The sequence below is a fragment of the Glutamicibacter sp. MOO4 genome (genome assembly GCF_056934395.1).
Genome location: NZ_CM167800.1, coordinates 2746629 through 2767225, shown reverse-complemented (window position 1 = coordinate 2767225; position 20597 = coordinate 2746629). Strand labels below are relative to the sequence as shown.

Sequence of the window (20597 nt, the reverse complement as noted above, 5' to 3'; positions counted from 1 at the left end):
CGTCGATTGGGAGGTCGAAGATGACCGCACGAATCTCAGCACCTGAGATGTCGCGACGCCAGCTATTGCGGCTGGCTGGAGCCGCCGGACTTTTTGCAGCAGTGGGCGCCAGCGCCACCTCTTGCGCAGGACCCACAGGGCTGCCCGGCAAAGATACATTGACCTTGGCGTTGAACCGTTCCTTGGTTTCACTGGATAACAAGCTGAACCAGTTTGATGCGGCAGTGACGGTCCAGCGTTCAGTTCGTGAAGGCCTCACCGCCATCGGTCCAGACATTGCGCCTATCCCGATGTTGGCTGAATCGATGGTGATGACCTCACCGACGCGATGGACTGTAAAGCTGCGCAAGGGAATCGTCTACTCGGACGGCCGAGCAGTGAAGCCCAAAGATGTGGCTACCGCGCTTGAAATGTACGCCAAGGTTCAGGGATCTTTTGTCGCAAGCTTCTTCCCGGAATTCCCTACGGTCACTGAGGTGGATGAGCGGAATTTCCACCTGGACTCCAAGGGACCGATTCCCATCTTGGATGCATTGATGGCACTGATCTTGATCTCTCCCGGCGAAGATAACAAAGCTGAAGAATTGCAGACTGGCGTTGGAACCGGTCCTTACACCGTTAAGTCTTTTGATCGCGGAGCTGGAACCTACACCTTGGTGCGCAATGAAAAGTACTGGGGCGAACCGGCACCGGTGCGGCAAGTCAACGTACGGTTCTTGCCAGAAGAATCCTCGCGAGTCATTGCCCTGCGCAGTGGTGAAGTTGATGTCATCGACTCGATTTCACCTAACTCCATGGAGCAGCTGCAGGGGCTTCCCGGCGTCACGATTGAAAGCGCCTCATCACTTCGCCTGAACCAGATTTTCTACAACTTCCGCAAGCCAAAATCTTATCCGCTCTCTGATCCTAAGGTGCGCGAAGCATTGTCTTTCGCCATTGACGGCAAGGCGCTGGTGCACGATGTGCTGATCGACACCGTTGAACAAGCCAGCGGAGTCACCCCCACTAGCCTGTCCGGATACGCCAAGACGGGGGACTACGTTTACGACCCCGACAAGGCCAAATCCCTACTGACCAAGTTGGGCGTCAAAGATCTGAAACTCAAGATCATTTGGGAGACCGGCGAGTTCCCCTCAGATACCGCCATCATGGAAGCCCTAGTGCAAATGTTTGGTGATATCGGAGTAAAAACCGAACTTCAGCAATTTGAGCCTGGCGGAAACATCCTCCAATGGCGTCAAGGCAAAGAGGGCGATTGGGATCTGCTGGGTAATGGTTTCTCCAGCCCCACGGGTTTGGCGATCACTATGCTGCAAGGCATGTATGCCGGAACCGCGGAAAAGGAAAAGACCCGCGATACCTATCAGGGTTACGTCAATAATGATGTCGCACGCAAGATTGCCCGTGCAGCCTCGGAAGTAGACGAAGCCAAGCGCACCGAGTACCTCAAAGTTGCTCAGCAAGCAGTCTGGGATACCTGGCCCTGCGCCTGGGCTTTCACCCCCAAATCAATTCTTGCCCGCCGCGATCGCGTGCAAAACCTGGAACTATCCGCCGCCAACGCCTACCCGCTGGCCCGTGTGGGATTGGAGAGCTGACCCGTGCTGACCTATCTTCCCAAGCGCATCGGACAGGGACTACTCACGGTATTCTTGACCGTTTCGGTAGTTTTCCTGCTGATCCGCATGGCGCCGGGCGATCCGGCCGCTTCCTTTGCCGGCCCGCTGGCAACCAACGAACAGCTCGCTGCTGTACGCGAGCAATTCGGTCTTGATAAGCCGTTATTGCAGCAGTACGTGATCTTCATTGGCCAACTCTTCACCGGACATTTGGGGCAGTCCTACTCATTCCAGGCTCCTGCGGTACAGGTAGTTATGGACCGCCTTCCCTACACGCTGACCCTGGCCACCAGCTCGATCTTACTGGCTGCCTTGGTGGCAATCCCATTGGGCATGTGGATGGCACGCCGTGCTGACACCGACGCGGAACTGGGCGTGAACGTACTGACCATCGCCGGACAGTCCATGCCCGACTTCTGGACGGGCATCATGTTGCTGACCGGATTCTCGGTCATCATCCCGCTGTTCCCGGCCTCCGGTTTCACCACCTGGGGAGGGCTGGTCCTACCCACCATCACAGTGGCGATCTTGCAGATTGCGTTAGTCTCACGCATGGTCAAGCGAGAAATGGCTACGAACTTTAATGCACCGTATCTGAGCATCGCTCGCTCACGCGGTGTGAGCGAACGAGTTCTCACCTGGCGCTATGCCTTGGGCAACGCCGGAATCCCCGTGTTCACGGCGCTGGGCACACGCTTTGCGGCCATGCTCAACGGTGTTGTGGTGGTCGAAGTGGTCTTCGGCTGGCCCGGTGTGGGTTCGCTGATTGTGCGCGCACTGGAAACTCGCGATTACCCCCTAATTCAGGCCACCGTGCTGATCACCGCATTGCTGGCGGTAGCTGTTCAGCTGCTGATCGACTTGGCCTACCCACTGCTGGACCCTCGGGTCCGCCTCGGAAAGGCAACATCGGTATGAGCACAACAATCCAAAACCCCACCCAAGCTCCGGATCCGGTACGTTGTTCGGCAGTGACCAAGCAGCTACTAAAGAAGTCGGCTGCCGCTCGCCGGACCCGCGCAACTCGAATCAAACTCTGGTTGGGAACGATCCTGACCCTGTTGGTCTTCATTCCGATTGTGCTGGCCAACCTGTTGCCCATCGCAGATCCGAATATGCAGGACCTGGGCGCGCGACGACTGGCACCGTTTGTTGATGGGCACCTGTTTGGCACTGACCAGCTCGGACGCGACTTACTCTCCCGAGTGCTATTCGGTGGCCAGACCTCGTTGACCATTGGTGTCCTGGCGGTGGTGGTTTCCGGTGCCATCGGCGTGATCCTTGGATCCATTGCAGGGTTCTACGGCAAGTGGGCTGACGTGATCATCTCCCGTGTGCTTGAAGCTCAGCTCTCGCTGCCGCTATTGATGATGTTGCTTCTGGTTGTGGCACTCTTTGGACCGTCAATTCCCGTGATCACCGGCGTTATCGCCATTGCGCAGTGGCCCGAGGTTGCCAGGTTGACCCGTTCGCTGGTTTTGGTGGAACGCGAAAAACCATATGTTGATGCCGCCAAAACTTTGGGTCTTCCTAAACTGCAGATCCTTGCCAAACACGTGATCCCCAATGTTTTCAAGCAGGCCAGTTTGGTCATCCTGCTTTTGCTGGCACAGGCAGTTCTGCTCGAAAGCGCACTGTCCTTCCTTGGTGCTGGTCCGCAGCGTCCCTTCTCCACTTGGGGCCGACTGATTTCTGATGGACAGGACTACATCACGACTTCATGGTGGATGGTCACCCTGCCAGGTCTGTTCATTGTCGTCCTTGTGGTTGGCGTGAACTTGCTAGGTGACGCACTTCGTGACGGTAACCTGCGCCTGACTTCCCGAAAGGAAAGTAAGTGATGAGTGAACAAAATACAGCGATTCTCGAAGTATCAAACTTCAGCGTTGAACTCATGACCGATAACGGAATCTTCAAGGCGGTCAGCGACGTCAGCTTCCGTATCGGTCACGGCGAAACCGTCACCATCATTGGAGAATCTGGTTCCGGTAAATCAACCACCGCGATGGGCCTTCTGCAATTGCTGCCCAAAGGCCTGGCTGCACTTTCTGGTCAAGTGCGGATCAAGGGCGAAGACGTACTGGCAAATACCAAGGCGATCGCCAAGTTCCGTGGGCGCGGACTCGCGTTGATTCCGCAGGACCCGATGACCGCGTTGAACCCCGTGGCCACCATCGGTTCACAGCTACGTGAAGCGATCAAAGTTGCTGGGCGAATCAAGAACAAAAATGAGGTGCACAACAAAGCTGTTGAGCTCCTAGAGCAGGTACGTATCCCGCTGGTTGAAGAGCAATTAAAAAAGTTCCCGCACCAGCTTTCCGGTGGCATGCTGCAACGAGTGCTTATCGCCATCGCGTTGGCCAGTGAACCAGAGCTCTTGGTCGCTGATGAACCAACTAGCGCCCTGGACGTCACTGTTCAGGCGGGAATCCTTGACCTGTTGCTGGATTTGCAGCAACGACGTGGCATTTCGATTCTGATGATCACCCATGATATTGGTGTTGCTCGACTGGTTTCTGATCAGACCCACGTGATGAAATCAGGGAAATTCATTGAGTCCGGCCCCGCCGCTCAAATCGTTGATGCACCAGTGCAGGATTACACCCGCAAGCTGCTCGCGGCCGTTCCTCGGCTGGGAGCATGGGACGAAACACCGATGGCATCCGAGGGAGCATCATGAACCAGCAGACACCATTCCTATCGGTGAAAAACCTGAGCGTTGAATACAACACCCGCAACGGAATATTCCGCGCAGTGGATGATGTTTCCTTCGACCTTCAGCGCGGCACGACCCTAGCTGTGGTTGGCGAATCGGGCTGCGGTAAGTCGACTATCGCCAAGTCCATCATGCGCTTGATCAAGCCAGCCAAGGGACAGATCCTGCTTGACGGAACCGATCTGGTGGCCTTGAACGAAAAGCAGTTGCGCCCCTTGCGGCGCAAGTTCCAGATGGTTTTCCAAGATCCTTATGGGTCGCTTGATCCAAGCCAGAGTGCTGAGCAGATCATCACCGAACCGCTGCGAATCCACAAGGAGGGCACCCCCGCGCAGCGGCGTGATGAAGCTCTGCGGTTGTTGGACAGAGTCGGTCTGCCTAAGACGGCGTTAGATAAGCGGGCCAATGAGTTCTCCGGCGGACAGCGGCAACGCATCGGTATCGCTCGGGCGCTGGCCTCCAAACCAGAACTTCTGGTTTGTGATGAGGCGACCAGTGCGTTGGACGTATCGGTGCAGGCTCAGGTGCTCAAGCTACTGGCCGAAATTCAGGCGGATACCGGAATTTCCTACGTCTTTATTTCACACAATCTAGGTGTAGTTCAAGAAATCAGCCAGCAGGTAATGGTCATGCAACGCGGCAAACTGGTCGAGTTGGGTACCACCGAGCAGGTGTTGACCTCACCGGCCGAACAGTACACCCGAAAGTTGCGCCGCGCAGCCTTGGATCCAAGCCAGATGGAGGGTGTGAAGCCACGCCACATCCTGGCCGGGCTGACCAGCTAAGACAAAGAAACAAGCAAGGAAGCAAAGATAATGCTCAAGAACACGCCAGCCCAGCTGGTTCTGGGAACCATGACCTTCGGGGATACCGCGGACGCTCAAGCCAGCTCCGAGATCCTGAACGTGGCCCTCGACGCAGGAATCACTCACATCGATACCGCCAATGCCTATGTGGGTGGCGCTACCGAAGAATTGCTGGCGACACTGCTGGTGGGCAAACGGGACTCGGTGTTCTTAGCGTCCAAAGCTGGAATGCCGCATGCCGATGCTGGCAGTGATTCGCCGCTCTCGCCGGCGGCACTACGACGCAGTGTTGAGGCATCATTGCAGCGGTTGAAGACCGACCGACTGGACTTGTTCTATCTTCACCAGCCGGACTACGCCTGCCCGCTAGAAGATACCCTGAGCGAGGTTGCGAAGCTGCATGAGGAAGGGAAAATCCTTTCACTCGGTGTCTCAAACTTTGCCGCCTGGCAGATCTCAGAGGCCAGTCATGTGGCCCAGGCCGTCGGTGCTCCGCAACCGGTGGTAGCCCAGCAGCTATACAACTTGGTGGCACGTCGCATCGAGACCGAATACCTGCCCTTCGCACAAGCCAAGGGCGTGCAGAGCATGGTCTACAATCCGCTCGGTGGGGGCCTGCTCACCGGGCTGCATAGCTTCGCGGAACAACCGGAGAATGGCCGCTTTGGCACTTCCCGTTTAGCCAGTATGTACACCGAACGATATTGGGATGAGGATTTGTTCAAGGGCATCGAAGCCTTGAACACGCTTGCTAAGGATGCGGGCATCAGCCTGATAGAACTCTCTCTGCGCTGGTTGGCCTACCACCAAGGCGTTGATGCACTGTTGCTCGGCGGTTCCAAAGCGAGTCAGCTGGAATCAAACATCGCCGCTATCGCCAACGGCCCTTTGGACCAGACTCTGGCCGAGGCCGCAGCCGATGCCACCGCGTCGCTGCACGGCCCGATGCCTGCCTACAACCGCTAAATAGAAAGAGAAAAACATCATGACTTCAACTGTTGCCACCGAATTTGCTCGTAAGATCCAAGACCGTGAACCAGCTGTCGGTTACTGGGTAGTGCTTGATTCTCCGGTATCCACCGAGCGAATCGCACGCCTGGGCTACGACTACGTTGCCCTGGACGCGCAGCATGGCCTCCTCGGCTACAACGGTATGCTCACCGGGCTGATGGCTATCGACGCATCACATCAGGCTGCCGGGGTAGTACGAGTAGAAGCCAATAACGCTACCGCCATCGGTAAGGCACTGGACGCCGGTGCTGTCGCGGTGATCGTGCCACTGGTCAACGACGCGCAAGATGCTGCTAACGCTGTTAAATATGCCAAGTACCCACCTCACGGTATTCGCTCCTACGGACCAATGCGCTCCGCCTTACGAGTGGGACCGGTACCGGCAGAAGCCGACGCCGCCACCATGGTCTTCGCCATGATCGAGACCCCTGGCGGCCTGGAAAATGTGGAAGAAATCGCGGCCGTCGAAGGCTTGGACGGACTCTACGTTGGGCCTAGCGACCTAGCTTTGGCTATCGGTGCCGCATTCCCCGGGGACCCTGCAATCAAGGATGAATTCGAAGCAGCCCTCACCCGCGTCAGTGCTGCAGCGCAGAAAGCCGGCATCGCTGCGGGTATCCACAACGCCAACGGCGAATTGGCCCAGCAGCGCCTGGGCGAGGGATACACCTTCGCCACCGTGGCCTCGGATTTGACCCATCTGGAAGCAACGGCTGCGGCGCACCTGCAGCAGGCCCGCTCCTAGCCAACCCCAGATAGCAAGGAAACAGAGAATGTCGTTGACTGAATTTTCCACCATTACCCCCAACGGTCAGATCCACGAGGATGAGTCGCTGGCCTACGCGTACCTGCCTGCGCCCACCGTGCAATCCCACGCAGCTAACGTGATGACCCTGGGCAACGGGGATCTAGGCTGCGTTTGGTTCGGCGGTACCCAGGAAGGGGTGGCGGATATCAGCATTTACTTCTCCACCCTGGCGCGCCAACCCGACGGGCAATGGGCAAAAAATTGGTCTGCGGCACAGCAGCTGTCCTTTGACTCGACCCGCTCCGAACAGAACCCGATTCTTTACCGTCACGAGGATCAGCTGTGGTTGCTTTATACAGCTCAGCACGCGGGCAACCAGGACACCTCCGAGGTACGTCGGCGCATCTCCAATGATCACGGACGCACGTGGGGTGAACCGGAGACCTTGTTTGCCGCAACCGAGCACGGCGGAGTTTTTGTCCGCCAACCACCGGTACAGGTCGACGGGCGACTCTTTGTCCCGGTCTTCCGATGCGCCACCGTACCGGGGCAAAAATGGGTAGGGGACTTTGACGACTCCGCACTGATGGTCTCCACCGATGGCGGGGTCACCTGGAGCGAACAGATTATTGAAGGATCCACCGGCGCCGTTCACATGAACGTTGCGGCGCTCGCCGACGGGAGCCTGCTGGCGCTGTATCGCAGCCGCTGGGCTGATTGGATTTACGCGTCACGTTCCGCGGACGGCGGACTGACTTGGAGTGTGCCAGAAGCTACCGAATTGCCAAATAACAATTCCTCAATTCAGTTTGTCGCCATGAACGATGGACGATTGGCATTGATCTACAACCACTCGCAAGCCGATGAACAGACCGAACGTCGCTTGTCGCTCTACGACGAAATCGATGACGAGGGATTGGATTCCAGCGTGGATGGACCGGTGGTCTTTGAACCGGTGCCTACCCAAGAGGCCGGGGTGCGAAAAGCTTTCTGGGGCACGCCGCGCGCACCACTGACGGTGGCGATCTCTTCAGATAATGGTCGCAGTTGGCCAGCACGCCGAAACCTTGAGGTAGGCGACGGCTACTGCCTTTCCAATAACTCTCGTGAAGGACTGAATCGAGAATTCTCCTACCCTTCCATCCATGAAGGACAGGACGGATCATTGCACCTGGCTTACACCTATTTCCGTCAAGCCATTAAGTACGTGCGCATCGACCCATCATGGGTGAGTGCTACGCAAGCAGGCGACGATGCCTAGCGCACTGGTCACCGGCGTCAGCTCCGGCATTGGTGAAGCTATTGCCGTCGCCTTGCTCGATGCCGGTTATGAAGTCACCGGTCTTAGCCGTCGGGCCCCGGGCATTACCAATGATCGATTTAGTTGGCGTGGTACCGACTTGGGAGATCTGGCCCAAGTTGAAGAAGCAGCGGGGGAGTTGGAAGCCCCAGACCTTTTGGTCCACGCTGCTGGTTTTATGGCTACCGGAGCGCTGGGGGAGCTCAAAGCCGAGGACCTAGCCGGCATGCACGCCGTTCATGTGCAGGCGCCGATGGTGCTGGTTAATGCCCTGGGACCAAAAATGGATGATGGCTCGCGCATTATCCTCATTGGCAGTCGCACCATGAGCGGGGTGGCTGGAAAGAGCCAATATGCTGCCACCAAATCTGCGCTCGTGGGGCTATCGCGAAGTTGGGCCATGGAGCTGGCACCCCGCGGAATCACCTGCAATGTGGTTGCACCGGGGCCAACCAACACCCCGATGATGGTTGATCCACGCCGTGCTGGAGTCCCACCGGTCACCCCTCCGCTGGGTGCACTCGTTGACCCTGCCGATGTTGCAGCACTTGTGCTGTTTCTGGGCGGGGAGCACGGCAAATCCATCACCGGTCAGGTCCTGACCATCTGCGGTGGAGCGTCGCTGAAGGGCTAGGCGCGCACACCCATCGTTTAGTAGTACACCGCCAGCGGCCCGTTGGGACCAGGGATCACGTTCACCGGGGTTTCAAAAACTTCGGTGAGGATTTCATCTTGCATGATCTGCTCCGGGGTGCCGAACTCTACGACCTTGCCGTGTTTCATGGCGCAAATGTAGTCGGCGTAGTGCCCGGCGAAGTTGATGTCGTGCAGCACGATAACGATGGTGCGGTTCAGTTCTGCCGCAGCACGTTTGAGGTGCTGCATCATGACTACCGAATGCTTCATGTCCAAGTTATTCAGTGGTTCATCAAGCAAAACAGTATCGGTGTCCTGGGCCAGAACCATGGCAACGTAGGCGCGCTGACGCTGGCCGCCGGAGAGCTCATCAAGGTAGCGCCCTTCCAGCTCACCAAGGTCCAGGAAGTCGATGGACCGCGAAATGATTTCTTCGTCCACCTGATTCAGCCGGCCCTTGGAATGTGGGAATCGTCCGAAGCCCACCAACTGTCGAACAGTCAGTCGAGTGACAAAGTGATTTTCTTGGCGCAGGATCGACACGATCTTGGCCAGATCCTTTGAATTGGTTTTAGTGACGTCGTAGCCCGAGACCTCGATAGTTCCTTCATCAATGCCCAGTAGACGTCCGACCATGGTGAGCATGGTGGACTTGCCTGCACCGTTGGGACCCACCAGTGCAGTCAGGCCTCCGGTGGGAATCTTGAGCGTCACGGGGCCGATGGCTACGGTGGAGCTGTACTTTTTGCTGACGTCTTTGAGGGTAATCACAGCCGTCCCTTTCGCAGGATGAAGATCAAGAAGGTAATGCCGCCAACGGCTTCGATGATGATGCCCACCACGCCTTGGGCGTAGAACAGGTTTTTCATGATGAAGTAGGCGCCGGCCAAAACCACAAAGCCGATGAGGAATGACATGGGGTAGATGTAGCGGTGGTCGTAGGTGTCAGCTAATTGATAAGCCAGCGTTGCCACGAGGAATCCAAGGAAGGTCAAAGGTCCCACCAACGCGGTGGTCACAGCCATCAAGATGGAAACAAAGAACAATGTTTTCATCACCTCGCGGCGATGATTGATCCCTAGATTGATCGTGGTTTCTTTGCCTAGGGCCAGGATGTTCATCTTCTTGGAAGCCAGCACCAAGTAACCGCCGGCGATAATGACCAGCGGGATGGCCACCGGCATATAGCTCATATCCGCGTTGGCCATGGAGCCAAAGAGGCGGGCGGTGAGTACATCAAATTCGCTCGGTGTCAGCAGGCGCTGCATGAAGGTAGAAATGGAACCTAAGCCGGTGCCGATGATGATGCCTACGAGCAACATGATCTGAATATTGCCGAGCTTGCCCGAGAGCAGCCAGCCGTACAACGCTACGGAGAGCCCAACCATGATGGCGACCTGCACAACGAACTGGCTGACCCCGGTCAAGAAAGTGACTCCGGCGGCGCCCAAGGCAAAGACCGCCCCGGTTTGCACCACGCGGTATAAGGCTTCAAAACCCATGATGGACGGGGTGATGATGCGGTTGTTGGTCACCGTTTGGAAAGCGACGGTGGCAATGGACTGGCACAGGGCAACGATCACCATGGTCAAGATGTTGCTGGCGCGAAGCTTCGCGATCACCCAGAACCCGGTGGATTCCAGCGGCATCGGGTTATCCCAAGCCAAGAGTCCAACGGCAAAAAATACTGCCAGCCCAGCAAGGATCCACAGGGTCAGCCAGTAGCGTTTGCGCACCTTGACGGTCGGTAGTGGGCCCGATGAGCGGCCAGTATGATGAGCAGCACGTGCAGGGGAAGAAATGAGATTAGCCAACTTTGCGCTGCCTCAACAGAAGGAAGATGAATACGATCGCACCGAGTACCCCGAGGATCAGGGACACCGGAACTTCGAAGGGCATGATGATGGTGCGGCCGATGAGGTCACACACGGTGGTGATCGCGATGCCCAGCAGGCAGACCCATGGCAAATTGCTGCGCAGGTCATCGCCGCGCACCATGGAGATAATGTTTGGCACGATCAGTCCCAAGAACGGCAGGTTGCCAATCACTACGGTGACCACGCCAGTTGCTACTGCGATCAGTGCAGTACCAAGGAGCATCACGTGGCGGTAGTTTAAGCCCACGTTGGTTGCGATCTCTTCGCCCAGGCCTGCAACGGTGAAGCGGTCGGCCACGATGTAGATCGCTACGGCCACGAAAGCAACGATCCACAGCACTTCGTATTGGCCGCGGATTACCGAGGTGAATGAACCGGCCAGCCAGATGCCCAAAGACTGCAATTTGTCGGTGCTTAGCGCCAGGAATGTTGAGAACGCCCCGACAACCGAACCGAGCATGATGCCCACAATTGGCACCGTCAGCGAAGCCTTGAGTGAGACGCGTTGGAGGAAGAGGAAAAAGATCATCGTTCCGGCAAAGGCGAAGGCGATAGCCACACCCATTTTTGCCAGCAGGTTTGCGGTCGGAAACAGCACCAGCATCGTGAGTAATCCAAGGCCGGCCCATTCGGTGGTGCCCGTGGTGGTGGGTTCAACAAACCGGTTTTGGGTCAGTAGCTGCATGACCAAGCCGCTCATGGCCATCGCGGCTCCAGCCAAAACTAAGGCGATGGTGCGCGGGATGCGTGTGATGGCGAACATCTGTGCGCCGTCGTCTTGGCCAAAAATGTCGTACACGCCGGTAAAGAGCGAGAAGGCTAGGAGCAGTAAAACACCGAGGATGCCCAGTGTTAGTTTGCCGGTGAAGACCCTTGGTGGGGTTCGCCCCGAGGTGATTGTGCTTGTCATGTGGCCGCCGTGAAGAAGTGTGGTGGAAAAACAGCTTTAGTGGCGAAGCAGAATTCTGGCTTCGCCACTAAGGTGCTGAGACGTGTCTGGATGTTACTTGGCGGCTTCGAGAGCATCAGCGAATCCGTTGAGGAATTCGGTATAGGTCTGGATGCCCTCGTTGGTGTAGGTGTCAGCTGGCATCACCAGAACCTGGCCTTCCTTGGCTGCAGTCACGTTCTGCAGTGCCTCGGATTCTTCCAGCAGCTTCTTGGCTGGCTGGTAGTCAGGGCCGTCGGATGCAACGGCGGCGTCGCGGTCCATGACGATGATCCAGTCTGGGTTGGACTTGGCGATGGCCTCAACCGAGACGTCGTCACCTTCGTGGTCGGTGGAGGAGTCTTCAAGTTCCAGCGCTGGGGTCAGGCCGAGGAAATCAAACATTGGGCCAACGGTGCGTCCGGTCTTCGGCGCTGAGTAGCCAAGCTCGCCCCCCGAAGCGACCAGGCCCATGACGGTGTCATCGGTGTTGTAGGCAGCCTCGACGCGCTTTTGGGCTGCTTCGAACTGGTCAACAAGCTTTTTGGCCTCGTCCTGCTTGGCGAAAATCTCGCCCAGTGTGGTGACCTGGCGTTCTAGTTCAGCATCCAGTGGCTCGCCATCGCGAGGGTCTAGCGAAACGATCGTGGCCTCGGGGGCCAACTCCTTGAACTTATCTGCATACTGGGCGTAGCGCTGACCGTTGATGATCAGGTCCGGGTCTACGGTGACGACTGATTCAAGATTTGGTTCCTTGTGGCTACCCAGATCAAGAATGTCCTTGTCCTTGGTGTAGGAAATGCTATCAGGCATCAGGGTGACGGCTGCTGCGGAGAGCTTGATGCCCCAGCTATCCAGGGTTTCGAAGGTTCGGTTGTCGGTTGCGACGATGGACGTGGCTGGTACGGAGACGTTCTTTTCGCCGTCGTTGTCGGTGAAGGAAACTTTCTTGGCATCATCCGCGTTAGCTTCTGCGGCGGTATCAGTGGAAGAGCCGCAAGCGGTGAGGGACAGGGCAGCGATGCTGAGAAGAGCAGCGGCGCGGAGCTTGATGGAGGCCATAGCGTCCTTTCTTATGACAACCTTCATTGGTTGCGCGAGTGGATGATCTGATAATTAGCTTAGCCTTATCTGACTATATTAAGCCAAGTCGGATTCAGGCCATCCGTACCCTTCTGCTTCGAATGTTGCACGTGAAACACAGTAAACAACGTTAAGTACTTGCTTACTTCCGGTATTCATTGCGAAAGTCGAGACAAATACATGCTGTAGCAGTTCGCTATTTCACGAAACATGAATTGGCTTCACTGGATAAGATAGCTTCATGACTCCTAGCCTTGAGCAGATCCAGTGGCCCGTGCGCACCGAGAGACTACGCTTACGACGACTGACCGAACAAGATCTGGAAGCTACTTGGAGCTACCGCAAGTTGCCAGAAGTAACCCAGTGGATCACTGCCGGACCTCACGACTTTGAGACTTACCGAGAGCAATTTCTGGAATCGGGGAAGATCGATCTCGATGTCGCAGTAGAGCTGCAGACACCGGATGGCCAACTGCGCCTCCTTGGAACCGTGATGGTTTACATCAAGGATGCTCGGGGCCAACGAGAAATTGTGGAACAGACTAAATCCGTGGAAGCAGAACTCGGCTGGAGCTTTGATCCCCAGTTCGCTGGCCAAGGTTATGCCAGCGAGGCGGTGCTCAAGGTCATGGAAATCTGCTTCGAAGATTTGGGGCTACGCAGAGTTGTTGCGGAATGCTTCGCAGCCAACAAACCCTCGGTGAAACTCATGGAACGGGTAGGCATGCGCCGTGAAGCTTTTGAAAAAGCTAACAGCCTGCATCGCAGCGGGGCCTGGATGGACAGTTATGCCTACGCGATGCTCGTTGACGAGTGGTCGGCTAACCGAGGCTAATGATCTTGTCGTGCGCTGTGCATAACAAGCCCTAGGATTTCTTGAACTTGTTCTGCACGAGATTTCCAGTAGCCGGTATCTAGGCTCATTCCGAGCATGGCTTCATCGGCACGCTTTTTGAAGTAATCCCGGTGGTCTTCTAAAGCGTTGGTGAGATCAGCGAATTGATCATTGGTCAGTTCCAGATTTAAGGTTTTCTGCTTCATGAGCGTTCGTCCAGGGTTGAGGTTTTGTTTTCTGCATTGAGGCTACGCTCGGTGAGCATTGAATAAAACTGGCATTGAGCGGACTATCAGATTGGGTCTGTTTAGTGGTCTCTTGGGAATAGTTCACAACTCATCGTCGTTGTGCCGAATAAGACGATGAGATCAACGATCAGAAGGAGTAGTACATGTCTGAAGAACGTCGAGTAGTCCTTATTGGTGGCCATGGCAAGGTAGCTTTGCTGGCTGCACCAAAACTGGTCGAGCGCGGTTTCGCCGTAGACTCCCTGATCCGTAACCCTGCGCATTCTGAAGAGATCACCGAGACCGGTGCCAACCCAGTGGTGCTTGATATCGAAAACGCTGATGTTGAACAGCTGACCGAAGCGTTCACCGGCGCACACGCAATTGTCTTCTCGGCCGGCGCCGGCGGCGGTAGCCCAGAACGCACCGTCGCCGTGGACTTTGATGCTGCGGTTCGTTCGATGGAAGCTGCAAAACAAGCAGGTGTCAGCCGCTTCGTGATGGTTTCCTACTCCCGCGCATTAGTAGATGTGGACAACCTCGATCCAGAGAACTCCTTCTACACCTACGCCAAGGCAAAGCATGATGCGGATGCCGTACTTCGAGACACTGACTTGGAATACACCATTCTTGGTCCAGGCGCACTGACCCTTGAACCAGCCACTAAGAAGCTGGTCATCGCTGATGAGTCCGGAAACATTGACGGTGCTCCGGCCAGTTCAGAGACCGGCAAGGCATCACGCGACAACGTCGCAGAGGTCATCACGCACGTAGTTGATACCAAGGCAGCGGTTCGCCAGACCGTGAACTTCTACGACGGATCAACCCCGATTGCTGAGGCCATTAGCTAAGCAGCTGGTGCACCAAGCGATCCCTAGAGGGCAAAACACCTACGGTCGTCGTAACTCCTGAATTCTCAGGAGCTACGGCGGCCGTTGGTGTTTAAGTTGGGTATTCACAGCGCAAACCACGAAGAGAGGAACGAAGATAGCAACGATATGACGCATGGTTGCGGGCAGAATTCGCAGCGTTACCCAGCTGCGCGATTTGTTACGTTAGCTGGTCTTTAGTACCCCGTCATCGAAATAGTCTCGCGTGCAGCCCGACGATTAGCATGCAAACAGGAGTTTCGAGTTTGCATGCGGTGGTGACTGAGCTGCACTTTTGCGAAGGCAGCCAAGGACGGCGCGAACCTCGCCTCCCCAAACCTGTCCGGAAGTAGCGAAAGAAAATTAGAATGACTCAGCTGTTCAAGACTCACGGCCCTGACCGAATCAATCTCTGGTTGATGCTCGCACTGACCTTTACCACGGGAATCATTGACGCCGTTGGTTACCTCGGACTGGACAGGGTCTTCACCGGCAACATGACCGGCAACGTAGTAATCCTGGGCATGGCGCTTTTGGGTGCGGATGATCTTCCCGTGGTTGGCCCGGTTGTGGCACTGGCCGGATTTGTTGTGGGTGCCATGATCGGTGGTCGCGTTTTGAAGAGGGAACTAGCTGGCTGGAACCGACGAACTACACTGTTGATCGCTGTGGTGGGTGTGTGCCTCGCGCTGACTTCGCTCGCTTTGTTCCTAGACCTTCACCAAGCATCAGACGTTGTGGCACTGTTGATCACTGGCTTTATTGCCGCCTCGATGGGACTCCAAGCAGCAACCGCGCGACACCTAGGCGTTAAGGACGTCACCACGGTCGTGGTGACTTCAACCCTGACCGGCCTTGCCGCTGATTCGCCCCTAGGCGGTGGCAGTGGAAAGTTCTGGCAGCGACGATTGCTGGCGGTTGTATTGATCCTCGCCGGTGCAGCAACCGGTGCCGCCTTCTTGCAGATCCACATTGGGTTGGGAATTCTTGTGACCGGTGTGCTCGCCATCGCTGTGGCGTTGGTTGGAGAGGCATCACGCAAATACGCTGCAGATCAGGAAACTGAACAGCCGGTTGAGGATAGCGTGAACACCATGTAATCCACTGACGCGAAAAGGAAACCCCGATGCCGAAGCATCGGGGTTTCCTTATGTCATCACTCGCACCTTCATGAGGTACTTACAACTCTAAACGCGCTGTCTGTGCACCAACTGGGATGCTCCTGCGCATTCACTTGGTAAGGGAATTGGCAGTGATTGGCCACCCGGTCAGGACCTTGGGACGTGGGGGAGCGTAGGTGCGAACCTTCGAGGTGCTCAGCCCCATTCGCACCAAGGAATCCGCGATAGTCACCGCAGCGCGGACCCCGTCAACAATCGGCACACCGGTAGCCTGCCGCACTTGTTCCTCCAGCTCGGACATGCCACCACAACCAAGACAGATGACTTCAGCCTTGTCCTGTTCAACAGCGATGCGAGACTGCTCAACAATGGCAGCTACCGCACGCTCTGGGTCAGATTCCAGTTCAAGAACACCCAGTCCGCTGGCGCGCACCGAAGCGAGTCGATCCGTGAGACCTGCGAGCTTCAGCCGGTCTTCAATCAACGGCACCGCACGATCCAAGGTGGTGACCACTGAATATTTGTGGCCCAAGAATTGAGCTGTCGAGGCCGCGGCCTCGGTGATGTCTACAACGGGAACATCAAGAAGTTCTTGCAGTCCTTCGCGTCCATGTTCGCCATAGCCAGCCTGGATCACGGCATCAAACGGTTCTGGATATCGAACCACTTTGTCCATGACGGCAATGGCCGCAAGGTAGCTTTCAAAGTTGCCTTCGCAGGAGTCCGCGCCGAAGTCCGGAGTCAGCTCAACAATTTCTGTGCCGGGTGAGGCAACCTGCCGGGCGGAGTCGCCGATGGCTTTGGTCATGGACGCAGTGGTGTTCACATTCAAAATGAGGATTCGCATGATGCTCCTAGTGCGTTGGAGCCACGGCGATAGGCTCACCGTCAATGTCGACAAGATCGTTGTGGCGCTTAGCTAGGGCAAGGTACGCCAGGGCACCTGCACCAGAACCGAGGAACCATGCGAAGGATCCAACAACGTGAAGGGCAGGAACGAAGGCCAAGACCAGAGCGATGGCCGAGCTGATCACTAGGGCGGTCACCGCGCGGTAGTTCACCCCGCGGGTGAAGTAGTAGGTTCCTTCCGGATTTGTCCGGTACAGATCCATGACGTTGATGCGCGCACGGCGGATCAGCCAGTAGTCGGCCATGATGATGCCAAATAGTGGGCCAAGCAATGCACCGAGTCCACCAAGGAAGTAATTGATGATCTCCGGAGAGTTGTACATATTCCACGGCAGGATCACCAGACCGATAATGCCCGAGATCATTGCGGCACTGCGGAAGTTCAGTTTTTTCGGGAACAGGTTGGTTAGCGCGTAGGTTGGTGCCACAAAGTTGGCCATGAGGTTCACCGCAATGGTGAGCACCAGCAAGGCAGCGGAAGCCAGCAACAATAAGAAGGTATTGGGAATGGCCCCAACAACATCAGAAGGCGAGGTGATGACCTTGCCATTGATGGAGAACTGAGTGCCGGTCAAAACCACAACGATAGCCCCGAAGAACAACATGTTCAGCGGGATGCCAAAGAAGTTGCCCTTGATGATGGCCTTCTTGGAAGAGGCTCCACGAGTGAAGTCGCAGAAGTTCAAAACGAAGGTTCCGTAGATGGAAACCCACAGGGCGGCGGCACCAAACATCGCTGCCCACATCTGCCCACCAGTTTTGGTTTCGCCGGTGCTCAGCGAGATGTTAAATCCGGATTCGAAGAGCATCCAAATGGCCAACGCCAAGAAGGTTACCAAGATGACGGGGCCGGCGAAGGCCTCGTACTTGCGGATCATTTCCATGCCGTAGCTGACAATGACCAACTGAATGGCCCACAGTGCCACGAAGCAGATCCACCCGAGCATGTTCAGCCCAAGGAAGCTGGACTCTTCGAGAGTTGCAGCGCCTGGGGCGACGGCTACGACCATCACCGAAAGTACCTGCGAGGCCAGGTAGGTTTGAATGCCAAACCAAGCGATGGCCACTGCTCCACGAATCAGCGCAGAAATTTGGGCGCCGTTGATGCCAAAGGCAATTCGACTCATGACGGGGAAGGGGACCCCGGTCTTTTCACCCATGTAGCCGGAGAGGCTAAGGAGGACAAAGAGTAAGGCCGCCCCGATGGCTAGGGCGCCAAGAATTTGGCCGGCGCTCATGCCCAAGGCGAAGAGTCCGATAGCAAAGGCATAGTTGCCGAGAGAGTGAACGTCGTTGGCCCAGAGGGTGAAGATGCTGTAGGCATTCCACGACCGTCCATTGCGGGTGGTTGGTGCCAAATCTTGGTTGTACAAAGTGGGGCTGAGCTCGTGCGGGTTGGCAGGATCAATTCCCTGGCTGGGTGTAAGTGCAACTGCTGGCGCGGCCAAGCCGGGCTCCGAAATGTTTTGCCTCATGGTGAGGTCCTCTTCTCAGAAGAATGCTGGAGGGCAGGGGTCTGCAAAGAAAGAAATCTCTGGGGACTGCCTGCGCCTACAGCGTGCATGCACGAGGCATGCTGATCTATTTGTAGCGTGCGATTGCATCGGTCCGAATACTGGACCAGAGCCTTGGCTACGGGTAGATCGGTTGTCCAAAGTTCCGATAGAACTCGGACGGGGTGCCTACTACTGGCAAAGTCGCGGAGGGCAATTGCCCCCACGTCCTGCCAGCTGGACTCCCTATGAGACGTACGCTCATGGCTGCTCCTGAGTTAGAAAAAGTCACTCCGAGATGTGTGCCACATCAACTGGTTACCAACTGTAGGCTTGCGTTTTGGTTACCGCAATAGAAAATCCTGATTTCACCCAGTGGAAATATATGGGAAACGCTTTCGCTATTCTGCACGGGGGAATGAGCTGGCTAGACCCGGTTTCTGTCGATCATGTTTCGTGTATGAAGCAATCATTACTTGCCTTCCCGGGGACAAAAGCGTTCCGCAGTGGGCTATCGAGGAGTATGTAAAAGTTACTCCTGAAGGGGTTGACAGTGCTCCGAGTCGAGACTTACTGTTTTCATAAAGCAAAACCTAGATTCCACAAAGCGGAAATTTAGGAAGATGGTCTTGGAGGGAAATCCGGTGTCTTACACTCTGAATTGCTCGATTCTTCTTACTGAACTGCCACTGCTGCAGCGTGCTGCAGCAGCGCGTCAGGCGGGCTTCGAAAGTGTCGAATTCTGGTGGCCATTTACCCAGGCCGTGCCCACGGATCAGCAGGTTGATGAATTTGTCGCCTCACTGATGGACGCCGGAGTCCAACTCGACGGACTGAACTTCTTCGCCGGCGACATGCCAGATGGAGACCGAGGCCTAGTTTCCTGGGTGGGACGAGAAGCCGAATTCAAGGACAACCTCGACGTTGTTGTTGGTATCGCTGAAGCCACCGGATGCACTTCCTTTAATGCCCTATATGGAAACCGACTGCCAGATGTTGCCCCAGAAGCTCAAGATGCGCTGGCCTTGAACAACCTCCTGGCTGCAACCGCCGCGGTGGCCAAGGTTGATGGAACCGTGCTCATTGAACCGGTCTCCGGCATGGAAACCTACCCGCTAAAAACTGCAGCTCAGGCTCTCAACGTAGTCAAGGCGGTTCAAGCTCAGGGACAGTCAAATATTGCCCTCTTGGCTGACTTCTACCACCTAGCCGTTAACGGCGATGATGTCGCAGCGGTCATTGAAGAACATGCCAAGGACTTCGGGCACATTCAGATCGCTGATGCACCAGGCCGAGGCGCCCCGGGCACCGGAGAGCTACCACTGCTTGAATGGATCGCTCGCTCTCGCGAACTGGGATACACCGGAAAAGTTGCACTGGAATACAAGCAGGATGCAAGCACCGCTTTTGACTGGTTGGCCACCGCCCAAGCTTCGACCTATTCCGAGTCCACACCACTTTAGGAGCACCGCATGACACAGAATATTGCCTTTATTGGACTGGGAATCATGGGCCTGCCAATGGCCAAGAATCTTGTTCACGCTGGCTTCAACGTCACCGGCTATAACCGCAGCGACGCGGCAGTCGACGCACTGGCAGCCGTTGGCGGAACCAAAGCAACGTCCATCGCCCATGCAGTCGCGGACGCTGATGCAATTATCACCATGGTTCCAGATTCTCCCGACGTCCAAGACGTTGTCCTTGGCCAAGACGGAGTTTTTGCCAATGCCGAGGCCGGCGCCCTATGGATTGATAACTCAACAATCCGTCCAGATGTGGCAGTCTCGCTTGTAACCTCTGCCCGCGAAGCAGGGCTTCGTCCACTAGATGCTCCGGTCTCTGGTGGAGAAGCAGGAGCTATTAACGCAGCATTGTCCATCATGGTCGGCGGGGAATCAGCGGACTTTGAAGCCGCCCGCCCAGTGCTGGATGCAATAGGAAAGACCGTTGTGCTGGTGGGACCAGCTGGCTCCGGGCAGACCGTGAAAGCGGCCAACCAACTGATTGTCGCCGCCAATATTCAAGCGCTCAGTGAAGCAGTGGTGTTCCTTGAAGCCTACGGAGTGGACACCAACGCAGCGATCACGGTGCTCGGCGGGGGACTGGCCGGCTCCAAGGTACTTGACCAAAAAGCGCAAAAAATCCTGGACCGCGAATTCGAACCCGGATTCCGTCTTGCCCTCCACAACAAAGATATGGGCATCGTGACCTCGGCCGCCAGAGAAGCTGGAGTGGTGCTCCCACTCGGTGCTTTGGTGGCCCAACTGGTGACCTCCACCGTGGCCTGCGGCGATGGAGCGCTGGACCACAGCGCACTCTACAACGGCGTACAGCGCCTGGCCGGAAAGATCGACGCACCCCAACCGGCCTAGGCCTTCCTTATTTCCTACGGCGAGCAGCGCAGCCAGCGCCAGCTCCT

The 20597-nt window shown here is 56.3% G+C and carries 21 protein-coding genes; 14 read left to right on the top strand and 7 right to left on the bottom strand.

What is annotated here, in order from left to right; all coding sequences use genetic code 11:
- Positions 1–20 precede the first annotated feature (20 nt).
- Genes AC1Z3F_RS12935 through AC1Z3F_RS12895 form a run of 9 tightly spaced genes read left to right on the top strand, consistent with a single transcriptional unit; the run spans position 21 to position 8834 of the window.
- Entirely contained in the window at positions 21–1598 is a 1578-nt protein-coding gene (locus tag AC1Z3F_RS12935) for an ABC transporter substrate-binding protein (protein WP_483565950.1), read from the top strand.
- Between the two features lie 3 nt (positions 1599–1601).
- The gene (locus AC1Z3F_RS12930; protein WP_483565949.1) at positions 1602–2537 is read left to right on the top strand and encodes an ABC transporter permease; all 936 of its coding nucleotides are present in this window, start codon (positions 1602–1604) and stop codon (positions 2535–2537) included.
- Positions 2534–3460 (top strand): ABC transporter permease, encoded by a 927-nt coding sequence (locus AC1Z3F_RS12925; protein ID WP_483565948.1) that lies wholly within the window; start codon positions 2534–2536, stop codon positions 3458–3460. The genes AC1Z3F_RS12930 and AC1Z3F_RS12925 overlap by 4 nt, the downstream gene beginning before the upstream one ends.
- Positions 3460–4299, top strand: a complete 840-nt coding sequence (locus AC1Z3F_RS12920) for an ABC transporter ATP-binding protein (RefSeq protein ID WP_483565947.1) — start codon at positions 3460–3462, stop codon at positions 4297–4299. Before AC1Z3F_RS12925 ends, AC1Z3F_RS12920 begins: the two co-directional genes overlap by 1 nt.
- Positions 4296–5120, top strand: coding sequence for an ATP-binding cassette domain-containing protein (locus AC1Z3F_RS12915; protein ID WP_483565946.1), 825 nt, complete (start codon positions 4296–4298; stop codon positions 5118–5120). The genes AC1Z3F_RS12920 and AC1Z3F_RS12915 overlap by 4 nt, the downstream gene beginning before the upstream one ends.
- Before the next feature lie 30 nt (positions 5121–5150).
- Complete coding sequence (locus AC1Z3F_RS12910) at positions 5151–6107, top strand: aldo/keto reductase (protein ID WP_483565945.1); 957 nt, start codon at positions 5151–5153, stop codon at positions 6105–6107.
- A gap of 19 nt (positions 6108–6126) precedes the next feature.
- Positions 6127–6897: an HpcH/HpaI aldolase family protein gene (locus AC1Z3F_RS12905; protein ID WP_483565944.1), complete on the top strand. Its 771-nt coding sequence runs from the start codon at positions 6127–6129 to the stop codon at positions 6895–6897.
- A 28-nt stretch (positions 6898–6925) separates the two neighbouring features.
- Positions 6926–8161 carry a sialidase family protein gene (locus AC1Z3F_RS12900; RefSeq protein WP_483565943.1) on the top strand — a complete coding sequence of 412 codons (1236 nt, stop codon included), beginning with the start codon at positions 6926–6928 and terminating at the stop codon, positions 8159–8161.
- Complete coding sequence (locus tag AC1Z3F_RS12895) at positions 8154–8834, top strand: SDR family NAD(P)-dependent oxidoreductase (RefSeq protein WP_483565942.1); 681 nt, start codon at positions 8154–8156, stop codon at positions 8832–8834. Before AC1Z3F_RS12900 ends, AC1Z3F_RS12895 begins: the two co-directional genes overlap by 8 nt.
- A 17-nt stretch (positions 8835–8851) precedes the next feature.
- Here AC1Z3F_RS12895 and AC1Z3F_RS12890 read toward each other — a convergent pair whose 3' ends face one another.
- From AC1Z3F_RS12890 to AC1Z3F_RS12875, 4 genes are all read right to left on the bottom strand, one after another.
- Positions 8852–9607 (bottom strand): iron ABC transporter ATP-binding protein, encoded by a 756-nt coding sequence (locus AC1Z3F_RS12890; RefSeq protein WP_262199080.1) that lies wholly within the window; start codon positions 9605–9607, stop codon positions 8852–8854.
- Complete coding sequence (locus AC1Z3F_RS12885) at positions 9604–10650, bottom strand: iron chelate uptake ABC transporter family permease subunit (protein ID WP_483565941.1); 1047 nt, start codon at positions 10648–10650, stop codon at positions 9604–9606. Before AC1Z3F_RS12885 ends, AC1Z3F_RS12890 begins: the two co-directional genes overlap by 4 nt.
- On the bottom strand, positions 10643–11623 hold the full coding sequence (locus AC1Z3F_RS12880; protein WP_483565940.1) for an ABC transporter permease: 981 nt from the start codon (positions 11621–11623) through the stop codon (positions 10643–10645). The genes AC1Z3F_RS12885 and AC1Z3F_RS12880 overlap by 8 nt, the downstream gene beginning before the upstream one ends.
- Positions 11624–11716: 93 nt before the next feature.
- The gene (locus tag AC1Z3F_RS12875; RefSeq protein ID WP_483565939.1) at positions 11717–12703 is read right to left on the bottom strand and encodes a siderophore ABC transporter substrate-binding protein; all 987 of its coding nucleotides are present in this window, start codon (positions 12701–12703) and stop codon (positions 11717–11719) included.
- A 262-nt stretch (positions 12704–12965) separates the two neighbouring features.
- Here AC1Z3F_RS12875 and AC1Z3F_RS12870 point away from each other — a divergent pair, with 262 nt between their 5' ends.
- On the top strand, positions 12966–13559 hold the full coding sequence (locus AC1Z3F_RS12870) for a GNAT family N-acetyltransferase (RefSeq protein ID WP_483565938.1): 594 nt from the start codon (positions 12966–12968) through the stop codon (positions 13557–13559).
- On the opposite strand, the gene AC1Z3F_RS12865 is transcribed toward AC1Z3F_RS12870, so the two are convergent.
- Positions 13556–13765, bottom strand: a complete 210-nt coding sequence (locus tag AC1Z3F_RS12865) for a hypothetical protein (RefSeq protein WP_131089443.1) — start codon at positions 13763–13765, stop codon at positions 13556–13558. The two genes, AC1Z3F_RS12870 and AC1Z3F_RS12865, sit on opposite strands and share 4 nt — an antisense overlap.
- Positions 13766–13950: 185 nt before the next feature.
- Between AC1Z3F_RS12865 and AC1Z3F_RS12860 the strand changes: the two genes are divergently transcribed.
- Complete coding sequence (locus AC1Z3F_RS12860; protein ID WP_483565937.1) at positions 13951–14637, top strand: SDR family oxidoreductase; 687 nt, start codon at positions 13951–13953, stop codon at positions 14635–14637.
- A gap of 386 nt (positions 14638–15023) precedes the next feature.
- Positions 15024–15755, top strand: a complete 732-nt coding sequence (locus AC1Z3F_RS12855) for a YoaK family protein (RefSeq protein ID WP_483565936.1) — start codon at positions 15024–15026, stop codon at positions 15753–15755.
- A gap of 130 nt (positions 15756–15885) precedes the next feature.
- Here the strand turns inward: AC1Z3F_RS12855 and AC1Z3F_RS12850 are convergent, their stop codons facing one another.
- Positions 15886–16623 (bottom strand): aspartate/glutamate racemase family protein, encoded by a 738-nt coding sequence (locus AC1Z3F_RS12850; RefSeq protein WP_483565935.1) that lies wholly within the window; start codon positions 16621–16623, stop codon positions 15886–15888.
- Positions 16624–16630: 7 nt separating this feature from the next.
- Positions 16631–18160: an NCS1 family nucleobase:cation symporter-1 gene (locus tag AC1Z3F_RS12845; RefSeq protein WP_483565934.1), complete on the bottom strand. Its 1530-nt coding sequence runs from the start codon at positions 18158–18160 to the stop codon at positions 16631–16633.
- Between the two features lie 662 nt (positions 18161–18822).
- Between AC1Z3F_RS12845 and AC1Z3F_RS12840 the strand changes: the two genes are divergently transcribed.
- On the top strand, positions 18823–19641 hold the full coding sequence (locus AC1Z3F_RS12840) for a hydroxypyruvate isomerase family protein (protein ID WP_131089435.1): 819 nt from the start codon (positions 18823–18825) through the stop codon (positions 19639–19641).
- A gap of 9 nt (positions 19642–19650) precedes the next feature.
- Positions 19651–20550, top strand: a complete 900-nt coding sequence (locus AC1Z3F_RS12835) for a 2-hydroxy-3-oxopropionate reductase (protein WP_483565933.1) — start codon at positions 19651–19653, stop codon at positions 20548–20550.
- The last annotated feature ends 47 nt before the right edge of the window (positions 20551–20597 follow it).